We start from the raw sequence: 15,992 nt of genomic DNA on the forward strand, positions 1-15,992 counted from the left end.
GCCGCATCTGGTCACTATCTCTGCTCGAGCAAGTAGAATGAAAATCGAGACCGGTATGGAAAACAATACCAGTGATGTGTGTGACGGCGGTGACTGCGACCGCTGCCCCACCGACCCGACTTTGCTGATCGACTCCAAGCAGGCGATCCACGCGCTCAGCGGCAAGTGGAAGCTCGAGATCCTGTTCACGCTGATGCACGGCGGCGTGCGGTTCGGCGCGCTACGTCGCGCGCTGGTGCCGATCACCCAGCATATGCTCACTGCGCAACTGCGCGAGCTCGAGCGCGACGGGCTGGTGGCGCGCAAGGTGCTGGCCGAGAAGCCGCTGCAGGTCGAATACGAGCTGACGGATTCGGCCTGGGGCCTGACGCCGGCTTTCCGCGAATTGCTGGCGTGGTCGAAGACTTACGGTCCGCGCCGCAGCACCGCGGCAAGCGAGGCGGCACTCGAAGCCGGGCTGGCCTGAATGTCGCCTCGCCTTTAGATCGACGGGTCACCGCATACCAAGCGCCTGCCGGATCGCGATCTCGACTGGAGAGTACGCACCGTCCTGACGCGCGAGCCGGTAAGGCTCGCCGGAACCGAGCGCCGGCTGAGCCATGAAGCGCGGCCGCTTGCCCCGGTGCTTCTGCGCGGCATGCACCAGGAACGGATGGCACAGATAGACCGTGCCCGCCTCGCCGGTCGCCAGCGCAAGCTCGCAGTCGGCGCCCATGTGCTCGAGGTTCATCCGCGCACGTCCGGCCTCTCCGGCCGGCGCGAGGTAGCGCGCCATCGGCAGATGCGAGCCGACCCTGATCCGGGTCGGCGCATCGTCCTCGCCGACATCGGAGAACAGGAACAGCATCAACAGCGCGCGGCCGCGCGAGTTGACGTTGACCCGCCAGGTGGAGAAGTCGCTCCGCTCGTCCGGATCGCAGTCCTCGCCGGGAAAGCTGACATCGACATGCCAGCCGGCGTCGCCGGGATCATCCGGATGCGGGAAGCGCACCGGAAAGGTCCCGATGTTGTGGCGCGGAGACCAACGGCCGGAACCGGCGATCTGGTCGAATGCGCGATGCAGCACCGGCGTGTTGATCGCCTGCCGGAACGGTTCCTCGCCGTAGCCGGGCAGCCGCACCACCGGGCGCGTCCATGTCGATGGATCGTGCTCGCTGCACGGAAGATCCCGCCACATGATGGCGCGGCCAGCATAGGCGAGTTCGCGGGGGAAGGCGTTGTCGATCCTGACAAAGCCCTGTTCGATGAATTGCGCGATTTGCGCGTCGCTCAGCGCACGCGCGTCGTCGGGGTGAATCATGATTGTCTCTCAAACTGTCGCCAGCCATCGATGGTCCGCGCTGCGCGGAACCTGGCCGGCCCATTCGGATCACTGGACTCCCACGAGCCCATGCTCGCGGGGAACGATCAGCGTTTCCTGTCGGAAACGGGATCAGTCCAGGAAGAAGACCGATGCGATGTTGAGAGTACGTGTCATCATGGCGGCGCGAACCTACGACCGGTGCGCGCCGGAATCAATCAGGAGTGGCCAGCCGCCACTATTCGTCGCGATAGACCTTCTCGCGCTTCTCGTGGCGTTCCTGCGCCTCCACCGACAGCGTTGCGATCGGGCGGGCTTCGAGCCGCTTCAGCGAGATCGGGTCACCGGTCTCCTCGCAATAGCCGTAGGTGTTGTCTTCGATGCGCTGGAGCGCCGCGTCGATCTTCGAGATCAGCTTGCGCTGACGGTCGCGGGCACGGAGTTCGATCGCGCGGTCGGTTTCCGAGGAAGCTCGGTCCGCGAGGTCGGGGTGATTGACGTTCTCTTCCTGCAACGTCTGCAGCGTGACCTTCGATTCGCGGAGGATCTCATCCTTCCAGGCCAGCAGCTTGGCGCGGAAATAGTCGCGCTGCCGCTCATTCATGAAAGGCTCTTTTTCAGTCGGCCGGTAGTTCTTCAGCTTTTCCAAAGGCAGCCATGTCCCTGTGAGGCGGAGGGAACAGGACCCCTCCGCGCGGCGCCTTATATAGCCACGTCATGTGACAGACAATATCTGCCACCGCGAAAGGAGGGCCGCCCCCAAGGCCTTGCACAGGCAAACTTATCCGCCCTGCCTGGGGGCCGCCCCGCCCCCTCAATAGCCGACCGTGAAACGCTGCCGCAGATGGGCCGGACGCTCGATTTCGTCGGCGAGTGCAACTGCGAAATCCTCGAACGAGATCGAGCTTTTGCCGTCGGCGGCGGTCAGAAGCTGGTCGGTCCCGAGCCGGAACTTGCCGGTCCGCTCACCCGCCACGAACAGCGCCGAGGGAGACAAAAAGGTCCAGTTCAGGTCGCTTTCGCGGCGCAGCAGGTCAAGGAATTCGGCCCCCTTCGAGGCTTCGGCCTTGTACTGGGGCGGGAAGTTCGGGGTGGTCACCAGGCGGACGCCGGGGGCCACTTCGAGGCTGCCGGCGCCGCCGACCACGAGATAGCGGCCGACCCCGGAGCTTGGCTGCCCCGATCAGCGTGAGGGGGTCGCTGACCGAGAAATGGACGGAACTGATCGCGGCATCGTGCCCGGCCCACAGCGCTGCGAGGCCCGCCTGGTCGTTCACGTCCCCCTTCCTGGCGGTCACGCCCGGCAGGGTCGCGATCTTCTCCGGATTGCGGGCGATGGCGGTGACGGCATGGCCGCGGCGGGCCAGTTCCGCCGTGATGCGCGAGCCGGCCTGGCCGGATGCGCCGGCGATGGCGATCTTCATCTCAAGTCTCCGATTGGTAGTTTCCGATGGTGACTAGATAGCGAAATGGATGTAGGTGTGAAGAAGACACTCTTGTCTCACCTGATTACGCCGGAGTAACCCGATGAAAGCCTCGAGCCTGAAGCCGGACGCCTATGCCGCCAATTGCCCGACGCGGCAGATCCTCGACCGGGTCGGCGACAAATGGGCGGTGCTGATCCTGCTGCTGCTGCGCAGCGAGCCGATGCGCTTCAACCAGCTTCGCCGCGCCATTGAGGGCATTTCGCAGAAGATGCTGTCGCAGGTGCTGAAGAGCCTGGAGCGTGACGGGCTGCTGCGCCGCCGCGCGATCGCAACCGTTCCCGTCACCGTCGAGTATTCGATCACGCCGCTCGGATCGACACTCGCCGAGGCGGTCGATCCGCTGCGTGACTGGGCCGAGCAGAATCTGAAGGAGGTGCTGGCTGCGCAACGCCGCTACGATCAGCAGCGCAAGGCACTGGCGGCCTGAGGCGATGGCGGCGTGAAACAGGTCAGGCGATCAAGAGGCGCCTAGTATTGCCCGGCCTTGGCGAGCTCGACTTCGACGCGCAGCTCGATCTCACCGAGCACGGCATCGAGGCCGGGATCGCCGGAGGATTCCTTGAGGCTCGCCGCGGCATCGCGCAGCCGGTTCACGGTCGAGGAATCGAAATTGCCGGACAGCAGTCCGAGCTTGAGCGCGTCGAGCACGTCGAGAGCGCCCTTGCCGCGGGCCACCGAGCGCTTGCGGCGTTCGGTCGGGTCCTCGACGCCCTGCAGCGCGAGAAGCGCATCGAGGCTGGCGGCGGCCTTTGGTGCTGAGGTGGAGCGAACCTCCTCCTGCGCGCTCGTTGCATCCGGCAGCGAGAAGCCGCTCGACGAGGTGCGCCGCGTGGCGCTGGTGGACGTGCCAAGCGTGGTGCCGTTCGGTCCGTAGATGCGCATCGCCATGATCCCGCAGGCCTGAATGCCGCGAGCATCGCCGTTTTATGGTTAACGATGCGTAAACGACCCGGCAATTTCTGCCGCCGCACGGCAGTTTCGCGCTCCCTGGCCAACCGCAGCCAAACGGGAGCCAGACAATTTCGATAAATATATCAATACATTGCCCCAACAAAACGAAGTGGCACGCAGATCGCATGGTTAATGGCGGATCGCCGTCATGGGAGTGTCGCGTGATCCGCCAGTGAGTTTGAGGGGAGCATCAGGATGCCCGGCATCCGCATCGTAAGCTTATTCGGGTTGGCCTGCGCCGCGCTGCTGGCGCTAGCGGCTTCCGCCATGCCCGCGGCCGCGACCTCGCGGATCAAAGATCTCGCCAACATCGAGGGCGTGCGGCAGAACCAGCTGATCGGCTACGGCCTCGTGGTTGGCCTCAATGGCACCGGCGACACGCTCAACAACATCCCCTTCACCAAGCAATCGCTGCAGGCGATGCTCGAGCGCATGGGTGTCAACATCCGCGGCGCCACCATCCGTACCGGCAACGTCGCCGCCGTGATGGTCACCGGCAACCTGCCGCCGTTCGGCACCCAGGGCACGCGCATGGACGTCACCGTCTCGGCGCTCGGCGACGCCAAGGACCTGCGCGGCGGCACCCTGCTCGTCACCCCCCTACTCGGCGCGACGGCAATGTTTACGCCGTGGCGCAGGGCACGCTGGCGATCTCCGGCTTCAACGCCGAGGGCGAGGCCGCCAAGGTCGTGCGCGGCGTGCCGACGGTCGGCCGCATCGCCAACGGCGCCATCATCGAGCGCGAGATCGAGTTCGCGCTCAACCGCCTGCCCAATGTGCGGCTCGCACTGCGCAACGCCGACTTCACCACCGCCAAGCGGATCGCCGCCGCGGTCAACGACTATCTCGGCGTCAAGACCGCCGAGCCGCTCGATCCCTCGACGGTGCAGCTCTCGATCCCGCCAGAGTTCAAGGGCAACGTGGTCGCCTTCCTGACCGAGATCGAACAGTTGCAGGTCGATCCCGACCTCGCCGCGCGGATCGTGATCGACGAACGCTCCGGCATCATCGTGATGGGCCGCGACGTCCGCGTCGCCACCGTCGCAGTGGCGCAGGGCAATCTCACCGTCACGATCTCGGAAACCCCGCAGGTCAGCCAGCCCAATCCGCTGTCGCGCGGCCGCACCGTGGTGACGCCGCGCAGCAATGTGCAGGTCAGCGAGGACGGCAAGAAGTTCGCGGTGGTCAAGGACGGCGTCTCGCTGCAACAGCTCGTCGACGGCCTCAACGGCCTCGGCATCGGGCCGCGCGACCTCATCAGCATCCTGCAGGCGATCAAGGCCGCCGGCGCGATCGAAGCCGACATCGAGGTGATGTGATGGCGAGCCTGATCAACAGCACCACCGGCAGCATGCCGAACAAGGCGCTGATGCCGATGTTCAACGGCCGCCCCGATCCCGTGCTGCAGGACGCGATGAAGAAGGTCACGCCGCAGCAGATCACCAAGGCGAAGGCCACCGCGACCGACTTCGAATCGATGTTCCTCAACACGATGTTCTCGCAGATGACGACCGGCCTGAAGGGCGAAGGCCCCTACGGCGACACGGTCGGCACCGGGCCGTGGCGCTCGATGCTGACCGACGAGTATTCGAAGAACTTCGCCAAGTCAGGCGGCGTCGGCATTTCCAACGAAGTGTTCCGCTCGCTGATCCTGCAGCAGGCGAACAAGAGCTAGTTCTGTTTTCTAAGGAGCAGCGCGATGAACCAGCGTCCACAGCAGCCGCGGCCAGCCTCCGCCCCCGCCGCGCGAAGTGCGACGTCGACGCCTCCCGACGTCGCGCGTCTTGCCAACGAGCTGACCGAGGTGATGAGCGCGCTGCTCGTCGTCGTCGAGCAGGAGACCGAGTTCGTCCGTGCCGGCAAGATCCGCGAGGGCATGCGGCTCGAGGCGCAGAAGTCGGAGCTGTCGCGGCGCTACATGCTCGCGGTCGAGCATCTGAAATCGATGCAGAAGATGCTGTCGCAGACCGACCCCGAACTGCTCGCAACGCTGCGGCGTCATCACGAGACGTTCCGCGCGATGCTGCAGGTCAACCTGACGGTGCTTGCGACCGCGCACGCCGTCTCCGAAGGCATCGTGCGCGGCGTCAATGCCGAGGTGCAGCGCCGCAATATCCCGAACACCTACACCGCGAACGGACAGCGCGCCGCGCCGGGTCCGCGCAACATGACGCCGATCGCCGTCAGCCGCACGCTCTGACGCGCACGGCCAACAATTTAATTCAATTCGACGCGGCCCTGGCAGCACGCCGTTCAGCGTGTTCCCTAACACCCTATTGAGAGGTTCCCCGTAGAGTTGCGGATCGTGAGGGGTTGGGATTTGACTCAAGCAAACTAGTGCCTGTGCACTACGAGGCTGTCATGAGTACAGATTTCAACATCAAGCCGGTGGGGGCACCGGTCGCAGCGCCGATCATCACTCCCGTGAGCGATACGGCGCAGAAGGCGGTGAAGACCGAATTGCCGACGAGCCAGAGCGTCACCGCTCCGGAGCCGAGCGTGCGCGTCACGATCGACCCGAACGCCGTCAACGCGTCAATTTCAAACCAGGCCCCAGCGGTGACCGACCAGGTCATCATCGATCGCGACGCACGCGCCGTGGTCTACCAGGTGGTCGACAATCGCACCAACCTGGTGGTGAGGCAATTTCCGGAAGAAGCCGTCTTGCGCCGCCGCGCCTATTTCCACGCGCTCGATCTCAGCAAGGACGCGCCGACGCGGGCGCGCGCCACCGACCGCCACGCATAGACGCAGGCGAGCGGTGCCTCACTTCTGTGTAGCGTAGGCCTTGTCGAGATAGGTCGATCCGGTGGCCGGATCGGTGACGACATTGGCGATCAGCGCCATCCCCTGCTGCACCAGCGAGAACTTGGTATCGCCGATCCGGAACGCGCCGTCCTTGATCAGGACGTCCTGATACTTGTTGGTGCCGTCGCTCTGATAGTGGACCTTGGCGCGGAAGCCCTCGACGTTCGACACCGAGATGTTGAACGACTTGTTGTTGGCGTACTTGCCGCTCCAGCTGCCCTGATAGAGCTTCGGATCGACCGCCACATAGGGCGTGTTCGACGGAACGGTCAGCCCGACGGTCTTGTAGTTGGCGGACAGGATGCTCAACACATCGGCCATAGTCGAGAGCTCCGCTGCGGACGGTGTCGATCAGCCGCGGCCCGCGAGGCCGGCGGCGATGTTGCAGTTGATGTCGATCAGCGACTTCAGCTTCGCCGGGTCCGGATTCATCTGGATGTCGATGGTCTGCTTCATCACGAACACGCTGATGTTGGCGATGTTCTGACGCACCTCGAGCGGCTGCGGATTATCGTTGCCTTCCGCCGCGCTGAGGAAGATCGACCACAACCGGCGATTGAACAGCAAAGCGTGATCGAGCGCCTTGTCGAGGCCGTTCCAGTTCGCCTGGACTTCCTGCAGCTGCCGCGCGGCCTTCAGGAGCGCCTGCGCTTCGATTTCACGGGGGGACGCCGTCGTCGTTGAGGTACGAGCGTAGGCCTGGGCTGCATTCGACATTAATGACCTCGATGGGATGCGGATTTCTCGAGCCGCGGAGACGCAATTCTAGCGCCCGATATTTATGCATCCGGCGCCTTTAAATATGGTTAGCAGGCGTTACGAAATGCGCCGTTCTTACGGCATGGACAGATACCGTAATATCCCGGAGACAAACGAGAAACGGCGGGGTTGCCCCCGCCGTTCCTGAACCAGGTTTTGGTGCGCTCAGCGCAGCAGCTGCAGCACGCTCTGCTGGCTCTGGTTGGCGAGCGCGAGCGCCGAGACGGCGATCGACTGGCGGGTCGACAGCGCCTGGCTGTTGGCCGCTTCCTCGTTGGTGTCGGCCAGCGTCAGGTTGGACGAACCGGTCTGCAGCACGTTGATCAGGTTTTTCGAGAAGTCCTGACGGATCTGCACGATCGAGAGGTTCGAACCCAGCGTCGAGGCTTCGCTGCGCAACGCGGAGCTCGCCGTGCCCAGCGACGAGATGACGCTGTTCGCCGAGTTGTTGTCGAGGAAGTCGGTGCCCGCCGTCAGCGACTTCAGGCCGAGGCCGGTGGCGTTGAAGGTGACGCCGGTGATGCTGAGCGTGGACTTGCCGGTCTCGTTGAAGGTCAGCTTCAGGCTGTCGCCGTTCAACAGGTTGATGCCGTTGAACGAGGCATCCTGCGCCGTCGTCGTGATCTGCGAGATGGTGTTGTTGTACTGCTGCACCAGGGCCGCGCGCGCCGACTGCGAGGCGGAGTCGGCAACCGGAGCCGTGCCGGCCGCGCTGAACGTCGCGGTGCCGCCGCCGGTGTTGGTGAAGGTCACCGCACCGATCGTCGCGGACGCCGCGTCATTGGTCGTGGTGATGACGAGCTTATTGGAGCTGTCGAGGCTCGCCGTCAGGTTGCTGGCCGACAGCGCCGTGTTCAACTGCGCCAGCGACGAGTTGGCTCCGAAGGTGAAGGTGAAGGCGGGCTGACCGGCCGAGGCCGCGATCGCCAGCACGTCGCCGCTCTTGATCGTGGTGCCGTCGACCAGGTTGGCCGCCGTACCGCCGAGCGCTGCGGTCGAGGTGACCTGCGAGCGGGTGGTGTAGCCCGTCGGGCTCTGCAGCACCTGGTTGGCAATCGACTTCGCGGTATCGACCAGCTTCTGCAGCGAGGTGATGCCGGTGTTGGCAGCCTGCAGCACCTGCACACCGTTGCCGATGCCGTCGAGCAGGTTGTTGATGTCGCTGGCGCGGTTGTCGAGCGACTGGGCGGTGAAGAAGTTGGTCGGGTTGTCGAGCGCCGTGTTGACCTTCTTGCCGGTGGCAAGGCGGTTCTGCGTGGTGGAGAGCAGATCGGCGGTGGACTGGAGGGAGAGGAGGTTCTGGCGAACGGAGGACGAGAGAATGATATCGGACATTTTCATACCTTTCTGGTGTGAAACTGAGGAAAGAACCGCGCCAATCCTTTCTGATCGGGCGGATGGCCGATCCTGCGGGTCGAGCCGCCAAGGAAAAAGAAATCTCCAGCGCGGCATTTCAATCAAATGCCGAAGAATAAAATTGTCGCTATTGGGCGAAGTTCGCCGTGAAAACTACTGAGACGATTGCCGATTCCGGCTGAACCACGACGCCTGCGCCGGCCCGTCATTCACCAAGCGTTAACCATCATGGGAAAGGATCGCTGACGCATCGGCCCCGAGCCGCGACGGTGGCTGCTAAGCAGTGCCGAGCACAACTGCGTTCCGCAAGCGACGACATCGCGCGACTGCCCGGCAAAGGAGAACGGTCATGGCCCTGAAGGTCGAACTCAAACCGAACGAGCGCATCATCGTCGGCAATTGCGTGATCACCAACACCGATCAGCGCGCCCGCCTCCTGATCGACGGCGACCGCATCCCGATCCTGCGCGAGAAGGATATCCTGACGCCGGAGACCGCGGACACGCCGGCGAAGCTGATCTATCTCGCCGTCCAGCTGATGTATCTGTCGCCGGACCCGATGGCGCACCACCCGACCTATTTCAGCCTGGTGCGCGACATCATCACCGCGATGCCGAGCGCCTGGCCGTTCATCGAAAGCGTCAACAACTTCATCCTCAACGGCGACCTCTATCACGCGTTGAAGGAATCCAAGAAGCTGATCGCGCACGAAGAGAAGCTGCTGGAGAGCGTGCGCGGTCCGCAAAAGCCCAATCAGGACGATACCCGCAAGAGCGCGTAGAGCTTCGCGTCTTGACGTGTCGTCTTTACGCGAACCGGCGTCCACTTCGCCTGAAAACGCTCTGGCCTCTTGCCTGAACGAAAAAGGCCTCCGCGAGGAGGCCTTTTTGCTGGCTGGAGATGGGCGGCGGGCAATCAGCTGATCGGCAGATATTTCAACAGCGTGGTCTGATACAGCATCGACGTGGTCTGGTACGACGCCTGCAGGCTGGTCTGCAACGCCAGGATCTTGGTCGCGACCTCGTCCTGATTGACGCCCTCGACCGAGTCCAGCATCGTTTCCGCCATGCTCTTGACCTGGGTCTGGCGATCGGTGGCCGCCTTGGTTGCCGTCTGCGCGCCGGCGAACTCGGCCTGCACGTCCTGGATCTGCTGCTGGCCGTTCTGCGGCGCGAGGTTGCCGCTGACGCGCTGCGCCAGCGCCGTCACCTGCGCGCTTGCATTCGGATTGCTGGCGTTGGTGGTGACCGCCGCATAGACCGCGACATTCTGCAACAGATAGCGGAACGCCTGCTCGTTGGCGCGCGCGCCATACTGCACGGTGATCGACTGATCGACCTGCGCGACGGCGGTGCCGCGCGCCGAGCCCGGGCCGCTTTCGCCGGTGTACCAGTACACGGTGTTGGCGGGAGTGCCCGTGACCAGGCTGGTCGCCGTGTCGAACGGCGGTCCCCCGACCCTGAGCGGCGCAGGCGCCGCGGTCGTGTTGTTGGCGATGCCGAGCGCGCCGAGTGCCGCCGTGTTGGAGCTCGAGATCGAGAGGCTTTGTCCATCGGCGCCATGCAGGGTGATCACACCATTGCTGATGGTCGACGGGTTCTTGGTGCCGCTGATCTGGTCGATCTTGGCCATCAGCGTCTGCACGCTGTCGGTGATGTTGACCTGATTGCCGGTCGCGCCCGAGGCGACGAAGGTGATCAGGGTCCCGTTCACCGTGATGGTGTCGCCGGCCGCAAAGCTCGTGGATAGCGAGTCGGTACCCGCCGCCCCCGAAAGCGCCGTGGCACCCGTGATCGGCGCCGGCGGCGTGTTCTGGTTGTTGACGGCGGCGCCCGAGACCGTCGCGACCGGATTGAAGAAGTTGTTCGACGCCGCGACCGCGGAGGCAGCGACGAGCGACGTGTCGCTCAAGGTCTTGATCGACGAGGTCAGCGTCGACTGCAGGTTCGCCGTCGTCGCCGTGGTGTCGGCGCCGATCAGGAAAGATCCGGCCGGCGGCGGATTCGTCGTCGTCGCCGTGAGCTCGATCGAATCGGTGGTGCCGTCGGGCAGCGTGAAGTTGAACTTGATCTTGTCGCCGTCCTTCGGATTGACGGCGCCGAGATCGACCGAGGTGGACTTCGGCGTGCCGGCCGGCTGCGTCACGGTGGCGCCGGTCAACGACGATTGTACCGACAGCAGCTTCAGGCCGAACGGCGAGCCGTCCTCGGCGACACTGGTCACCGTGGTGGTCGCCGGCGGCGACGAGACGCTCAGGCGTCCCATCAGGTTGGCGCCCTGATCGGCCTGCTTGCGCTCGTTGATGAGCTGGGTCAGGCCGGCCTGGGTTGCGGTGCCCTTCAACATCGTGTCGGCGGACACCGTCGCCGGCGTATCCATGGCACGGCCGGAGAACAAGTAACGATCGCCCGACTGGGTGTTGAGCATCGCGACCGCGTTGGCGAAGGCGGCCTGCGCCGTGATCTGGCCCGAGGTCTGGCCGCTGTCGTTGAGCGTCAACGTCGCGGTCGTCGAGGCGTTCTTCACCTGGGTGCGACGTCGGACAGCCCCTGCAGGGTCAGATTGGCGACACCGAGCCGCGTGTTGAGGTTGGTCGCCGTATCGGAGAACGCGTTGATGCTGCTGATCTGCGCACGCAGGCTGAGCGCAAAGCCGCGATCGAGCCCCTGCCCCGCATAGGTCGTCGACACCTTGCCGGTCGCAAGCTGCGTCGTCAGGTCGTTGAGCTGACTGCGCAGGTTGAGGATCGTGGTGCCGATATAGGAAGTTCTGCCGCTTACGCCGTCGATCGACATGTTACCCTCACGTGAGCTGCAGCAGCGCGTCGTACATCTGCTTGATCGACGACATCACGCGCGCATTGGCCGAATAGGCGTTCTGGAGCGAGAGCAGATGCGCCATCTCCTCGTCCATGTTGACGCCGGAGGTCGAGTCCATCTTGGTTTGCAGCGTATTCAGGACGACGTCCTGACCGTCGGCCAATTGCTTGGCCGCGGTCGCCGACTCGCCCTGCTGGCTGATGAACTGCTTGGCAAAGTTCAGCAGCGTGCCGGTGAACGGCGCGCCCGTGGTGCCAAGGCCGGTCTGCGGCGAATAGCTGTACGACGCGTTCGACAGCTGGTTCAGAATGAGGTTGGCGCGCGTGGTGTCGCCGGCCGGCGTCTGCGGGTTAGTCGCGTACACGACCATGCGCGAGGGATCGCCGACCAGGGCGGTGTTGACGCTGATGCGTGCGGCAAGGCCGGTCGACTGCGAGCCGTTCGCGGTGATCGCGCCGGTGTAGAGCCCGCCATTGTCGGTGAACAGCGGAAGCTGGGGATCGCCCGAGGTCAGCGACGAGACGGTTGTCGTGACCGAGGCCGCGGTCACGTCGGCTTTGTTGGCGGCGCCGTCGTCGAGCACCCGCAGCGTCGACCCGGACGGATTGGAGAACTGCAATCCCGTTCCGCCGAGCGCGCCGTTGAGCTGCGACAGCACCGAACTCATGCCGCCGGAGAAATCCACCCCCAGCACCTCGTCGTTCGGATCGACGGTCGCGGTATTGCTCAGCGGCAGCACGCTCGGGTCGTCGACGCGGACGATCGACAGATTGTGCGTGAGGCCGGTGGTGTTGTCCTTGTAGGAGACGTGGATGGTGTTGCCGCTCTGCAGCCCCGAGAGATCGAGGTCAAAGCCGGACTGTGCCCCCGCGGTCGCCGCGGTGCCCGCCGTGGTCTTGTCCGACGCTGCGCTCGACATCGCGGCGGCGAACTGGTCGATCTGCGTCTGGGCCTGCACCAGCGTCTTGTCGCGCAGCTCGAGATAGGCGGCGATCTTGCCGGACCGGATCGAGTTGGTCGACACCATGTCGTAGGTGCCGCCATGCGGGAACGTGATGGTGATGGTGCCGACCGTGCTCTTGGTCGGGTCGGAATTGTACTGCGTATTGGGCGTCATCGTGCCCTGGGCGTTGAAGCTGAGTGTCGCCGCTTCGGTGCCCACCAGCTGCACGCCGGAATTGGTAAACACCGTCACCTGGTTCTGGCTGTTGGTGACAGTGCGGATGTCCATCAGCTGCGAGAGTTGCGTGACGTAGCGGTCGCGCTGGTCGAGCAATGCCGCGGTCGACGCATCGGTCGTGCCGGCATTGGCCGCGAGCTGGACATTGAGGCGCGCGATCTGCTGCATCGCATTGTTGGCGGTGTTGACCGAGTCGCTGATGCCGGCCTCGGCATTGGCGCGCAGCGTCTGGATCCCCTGCGAGGTCGCATTGAGCTGCTGCGCCATGGATTGCGCGGCATTGACCACGCCGATGCGGGCCGACTGCGAGTCCGGGCTGGTCGACAGCCCCTGCAGCGCGGTCAGGAACTTGTTGTAGGCGTCCTCGATCGTGCCGGTGGAGTCGGGATTGCCGTAGACGCCCTGCAGATTGGCCAGGAATTCGGAGCGGACGTCGGCGTAGGCGGCACCCGACGTCTCGGTGCGAAGCTGGGTCTGCAGGAATTCGTCGAGCTGGCGGTTGACGCCGGTGATCAGGACGCTCGAGCCGAACTGGCCGGTGGTGCCGGTATCCTGGTTCAGCGTCTTCCTGACGTAGCCGGGCGTTTCGGCGTTGGCGACGTTCGACGACACGAGCGAGAGCGAGGCCTGCGTGGCACGCAGGCCCGACATCGCGGTGGAAAGGGCTTGGCTCAAACCCATGTTGTGTACTCGCCTTTACTGCTTCACACGTGCATCATCGATGCGATCAGCGCACGACGTTCAAGAGGTCCTGCACCATCGAATTGGTCGTCGTGATCACCTTGGTGTTGGCCGAATAGGCCTGCTGGGTCACGATCAGCTTGGTGAACTCGTCGGCAATATCGGTGTTCGAGCTCTCGAGCGACGAACCGACGATGGTGCCGGCCTTGCCGAACAGCGCCGCGCCGGACTCGTCGGTCGCCTCGAACGCACCGCCGTCGATGCGCTTGAGGAAATTGGTGCCGTTGAAGGTCGCCACCGAGATTTCCGCGAGGTCGATGTTGCGGCCGTTGGTGTAGTTGCCGACGATGCGGCCGTTGGTCGATACGCTGACCGATTGCAGCTGGCCGGCGGGGAAGCCGTCCTGCTGGATCTGGTTGACCTGGACGTTGCCGTTGGCGTCCGCGAACTGGGTCACGCCGCCGGAGCCGAAATTGATCACGGGGTTGCCGAGCGACACGCCGTTGACGACGGCGTTGTTGAGCGTCACCGACGAGATCGCCGGCGACATCTGGCCGTTCGACGCGAAGGTGAAGTTGACGTTGGCGTTCTGCCAGGAAACCTGCGTACCGGTCGCATTCGGATTGACCTGATAGAACAGGTTCCAGGTGTCGGTGTGTCCGGAGCCGAGCGACGAGCTGTCGGTCTTGGCCCAGCGGAATTGCAGGTTCACCGGCGCACCCGAGACGTCGTAGGCCGTGACGGCGCCGCCCGAGACGGATTCGTTCAGGAAGGTCGAGTTATCGTTGCCGACCACCTGGCCGGTGCCGACCGTGCCGCCGCCGCCGCGGGTCGCGACCGCCGAGCCGGTGAAGCCGAGCGCCGCGAAGGCAGTCGAGTTCGAGCTCGTCACGTTGAGGTCAGCCGCGGTGCCTGAATGCAGGGTGATCTTGCCGCCGCTGATCGTCGATGGCGTTGCGGTACCGGTGATCGCGTCGATCTTGGCGAGCAGCGTTCCGATGCTGTCGGTGACGTTGAGTTGATTGCCGGTCGCGCCCGAAGCCACGAAGGTGATGACGGTGCCGTTCACCGTGATCGTATCGGCCGGCACGACGGGCGGACCGGCAGAGCCGGCGCTGAAGTTGGTATTGATCGAGTCGCTGCCTGCTGCGCCCGACAGCAAGGTCGCGGCGGTGTTGGCCACCGAGGGGGTCGCCTTGTTGTTCTGCGCGGTGCCGGTGACGGAGGAATCGGTATACGGCGCGGCCGGCGTGCCCAGCACCAGCGGGTTATGTCCGGCGCTGAACGCACCCGGCCGGATCAGCTCCGAGCCGGGAACCGAGGTGTCGTGCGCAGTGGTCAGGGGATAGGACGCGAGGTTGGCGCGATAGTCGATCTTGGTGGTCTGCTGCGCCGGCAGGAAGTCGTTCTTGAACCGCAGCACCTGCGGCGAGGAGCCCGACGGGTTGCCGGTGGTCGGGTCGATCGGCACGCCCTCGAGATAATAGCCGGCGCCGTTGACCAGATAGCCGTCCTTGTTGAGCTGGAAATCGCCGCGGCGGGTGTAGCGGTCGACGCCGTCGAACACCGGCGAGCCGTCGGTGAAGCTGCCGGGCTTTTGCACCGCAAAGAAGCCGTTGCCGTTGATCGCCATGAAGGTCGCGACCGACGCCGACTGCACGTCGCCCTGCACCGAGTTGGTCGAACGCGACTGCGCGGTGACGCCGCCGGCGAGCTGCGCGGTCAGCGCGGTCTGCGGGACGAGGTCGAGGAAAGAGGTATCGATGCGCTTGAAGGCCGTGGTCTGCGAGTTGGCGATGTTGCCGGAGATGTTCTCCAGCGCGTACGACCCTGCGCGCAAGCCACCGACCGCCGTCGTAAGTGCGCCGAAGATACCCATGACATGTTCTCCAATTCGATTCCCGGCGGCTGGCAATCAGCAGATGGCCGCATCGGCGGAGCATGTCGCAAAGGTCGTGCCAGGAAACGAATCGTAACAAAATCATGCGCTTGAAAAAAAAGCCCCGGTCGTTTAACCGGGGCACAATTGCCGGGCAGGCAACAATTGCCGGGGACCGAGCGCAATTCTGAACTGCGCTCCTTCGCCCGAGGCGTTATGGGCGCCGTCAGGTTGCCGACGGAGCCGCCGGGTGAAACACCAGCGCAAAACCATCCATGCAGTAGCGCAGGCCGGTCGGTTTCGGGCCGTCGTCGAAGACATGGCCGAGATGGCCGCCGCAGCGGCGGCAATGCACCTCGGTGCGCAGCATGCCGAAGGTGCGGTCCGACGTGGTGCCGACCGCTTTGTCCAGCGGCTTCCAGAAGCTCGGCCAGCCGGTGCCGCTCTCATACTTGGTCTCGGACGAGAACAGCGGCAGGTCGCAGCCGGCGCAGGCGAAGGTGCCCTTGCGGTGCTCCTTGAGCAGCGGGCTCGATCCCGGCCGCTCGGTGCCCTGGTTGCGCAGGATCTCGTATTGCTGCGGGGTTAGCTGCGCCTTCCATTCGGCGTCGGTCTTCTCGATCTCGAATTTCTCGGCGGCCTGCGCCGGCGAGGTGCGCAGCCAGCGGAACGCGGCGAAGCTCAGCAGGCTGGCGACGGAAGCAAGCAGGATACGGCGATCGATCATCAATCATCTCCGATGCGGACGGCCAAACAGGCTCGCCAACAGATA

General features: G+C 64.5%; 17 protein-coding genes and 2 pseudogenes. 7 read left to right on the plus strand and 12 right to left on the minus strand.

Going from position 1 to position 15,992, the window contains the following annotated elements; all coding sequences use genetic code 11:
- Positions 1-37 precede the first annotated feature (37 nt).
- On the plus strand, positions 38-466 hold the full coding sequence (locus ALC15_RS33945; RefSeq protein ID WP_094194281.1) for a winged helix-turn-helix transcriptional regulator: 429 nt from the start codon (positions 38-40) through the stop codon (positions 464-466).
- 27 nt (positions 467-493) lie between these two features.
- Here ALC15_RS33945 and ALC15_RS33950 read toward each other — a convergent pair whose 3' ends face one another.
- The 3 genes and pseudogenes from ALC15_RS33950 to ALC15_RS33960 form a co-directional block, all read right to left on the minus strand.
- Positions 494-1,300, minus strand: a complete 807-nt coding sequence (locus ALC15_RS33950) for a phytanoyl-CoA dioxygenase family protein (protein ID WP_050631058.1) — start codon at positions 1,298-1,300, stop codon at positions 494-496.
- Positions 1,301-1,538: 238 nt separating this feature from the next.
- A complete protein-coding gene (gene dksA, locus ALC15_RS33955; RefSeq protein ID WP_021077973.1) occupies positions 1,539-1,904 on the minus strand; it encodes an RNA polymerase-binding protein DksA in 366 nt (121 codons plus the stop codon).
- A gap of 210 nt (positions 1,905-2,114) precedes the next feature.
- A pseudogene (locus tag ALC15_RS33960) lies at positions 2,115-2,724 on the minus strand (NAD(P)-dependent oxidoreductase).
- 103 nt (positions 2,725-2,827) lie between these two features.
- Between ALC15_RS33960 and ALC15_RS33965 the strand changes: the two are divergent.
- Complete coding sequence (locus ALC15_RS33965) at positions 2,828-3,214, plus strand: winged helix-turn-helix transcriptional regulator (protein WP_050631059.1); 387 nt, start codon at positions 2,828-2,830, stop codon at positions 3,212-3,214.
- Between the two features lie 41 nt (positions 3,215-3,255).
- Here ALC15_RS33965 and ALC15_RS33970 read toward each other — a convergent pair whose 3' ends face one another.
- Positions 3,256-3,669, minus strand: a complete 414-nt coding sequence (locus ALC15_RS33970) for a flagellar assembly protein FliX (protein ID WP_050631085.1) — start codon at positions 3,667-3,669, stop codon at positions 3,256-3,258.
- Between the two features lie 264 nt (positions 3,670-3,933).
- Between ALC15_RS33970 and ALC15_RS33975 the strand changes: the two are divergent.
- The 4 genes and pseudogenes from ALC15_RS33975 (at position 3,934) to ALC15_RS33990 (ending at position 6,486) form a co-directional block, all read left to right on the plus strand.
- A pseudogene (locus ALC15_RS33975) lies at positions 3,934-5,057 on the plus strand (flagellar basal body P-ring protein FlgI).
- Positions 5,057-5,413, plus strand: a complete 357-nt coding sequence (flgJ, locus tag ALC15_RS33980; RefSeq protein WP_094194282.1) for a flagellar assembly peptidoglycan hydrolase FlgJ — start codon at positions 5,057-5,059, stop codon at positions 5,411-5,413. The pseudogene ALC15_RS33975 and the gene flgJ overlap by 1 nt, the downstream one beginning before the upstream one ends.
- Positions 5,414-5,437: 24 nt before the next feature.
- Complete coding sequence (locus ALC15_RS33985; RefSeq protein WP_050631060.1) at positions 5,438-5,938, plus strand: hypothetical protein; 501 nt, start codon at positions 5,438-5,440, stop codon at positions 5,936-5,938.
- 161 nt (positions 5,939-6,099) lie between these two features.
- Positions 6,100-6,486, plus strand: a complete 387-nt coding sequence (locus ALC15_RS33990; protein WP_050631087.1) for a hypothetical protein — start codon at positions 6,100-6,102, stop codon at positions 6,484-6,486.
- Positions 6,487-6,504: 18 nt separating this feature from the next.
- Here the strand turns inward: ALC15_RS33990 and ALC15_RS33995 are convergent, their stop codons facing one another.
- The 3 genes from ALC15_RS33995 to ALC15_RS34005 form a co-directional block, all read right to left on the minus strand.
- Positions 6,505-6,867 (minus strand): hypothetical protein, encoded by a 363-nt coding sequence (locus tag ALC15_RS33995; RefSeq protein WP_050631061.1) that lies wholly within the window; start codon positions 6,865-6,867, stop codon positions 6,505-6,507.
- Between the two features lie 30 nt (positions 6,868-6,897).
- Positions 6,898-7,263 (minus strand): flagellar biosynthesis regulator FlaF, encoded by a 366-nt coding sequence (flaF, locus tag ALC15_RS34000; RefSeq protein ID WP_050631062.1) that lies wholly within the window; start codon positions 7,261-7,263, stop codon positions 6,898-6,900.
- A gap of 207 nt (positions 7,264-7,470) precedes the next feature.
- Complete coding sequence (locus ALC15_RS34005; protein WP_050631088.1) at positions 7,471-8,640, minus strand: flagellin N-terminal helical domain-containing protein; 1,170 nt, start codon at positions 8,638-8,640, stop codon at positions 7,471-7,473.
- 370 nt (positions 8,641-9,010) lie between these two features.
- Here ALC15_RS34005 and flbT point away from each other — a divergent pair, with 370 nt between their 5' ends.
- Complete coding sequence (gene flbT, locus ALC15_RS34010) at positions 9,011-9,442, plus strand: flagellar biosynthesis repressor FlbT (RefSeq protein ID WP_050631063.1); 432 nt, start codon at positions 9,011-9,013, stop codon at positions 9,440-9,442.
- 134 nt (positions 9,443-9,576) lie between these two features.
- Here flbT and ALC15_RS34015 read toward each other — a convergent pair whose 3' ends face one another.
- The 5 genes from ALC15_RS34015 to msrB form a co-directional block, all read right to left on the minus strand.
- Positions 9,577-11,187 (minus strand): flagellar protein, encoded by a 1,611-nt coding sequence (locus ALC15_RS34015; RefSeq protein ID WP_430649215.1) that lies wholly within the window; start codon positions 11,185-11,187, stop codon positions 9,577-9,579.
- Positions 11,184-11,456, minus strand: a complete 273-nt coding sequence (locus ALC15_RS48005) for a flagellin family protein (protein ID WP_430649216.1) — start codon at positions 11,454-11,456, stop codon at positions 11,184-11,186. Before ALC15_RS48005 ends, ALC15_RS34015 begins: the two co-directional genes overlap by 4 nt.
- Before the next feature lie 7 nt (positions 11,457-11,463).
- Entirely contained in the window at positions 11,464-13,341 is a 1,878-nt protein-coding gene (gene flgK, locus ALC15_RS34020; RefSeq protein ID WP_050631064.1) for a flagellar hook-associated protein FlgK, read from the minus strand.
- A gap of 46 nt (positions 13,342-13,387) precedes the next feature.
- Positions 13,388-15,220 (minus strand): flagellar hook-basal body complex protein, encoded by a 1,833-nt coding sequence (locus tag ALC15_RS34025; RefSeq protein WP_050631065.1) that lies wholly within the window; start codon positions 15,218-15,220, stop codon positions 13,388-13,390.
- A gap of 226 nt (positions 15,221-15,446) precedes the next feature.
- Positions 15,447-15,947, minus strand: coding sequence for a peptide-methionine (R)-S-oxide reductase MsrB (gene msrB / locus ALC15_RS34030; protein WP_050631066.1), 501 nt, complete (start codon positions 15,945-15,947; stop codon positions 15,447-15,449).
- Positions 15,948-15,992: the final 45 nt, after the last annotated feature.

The organism is Bradyrhizobium viridifuturi (assembly GCF_001238275.1).
In the GTDB taxonomy this organism is placed as follows: domain Bacteria; phylum Pseudomonadota; class Alphaproteobacteria; order Rhizobiales; family Xanthobacteraceae; genus Bradyrhizobium; species Bradyrhizobium viridifuturi.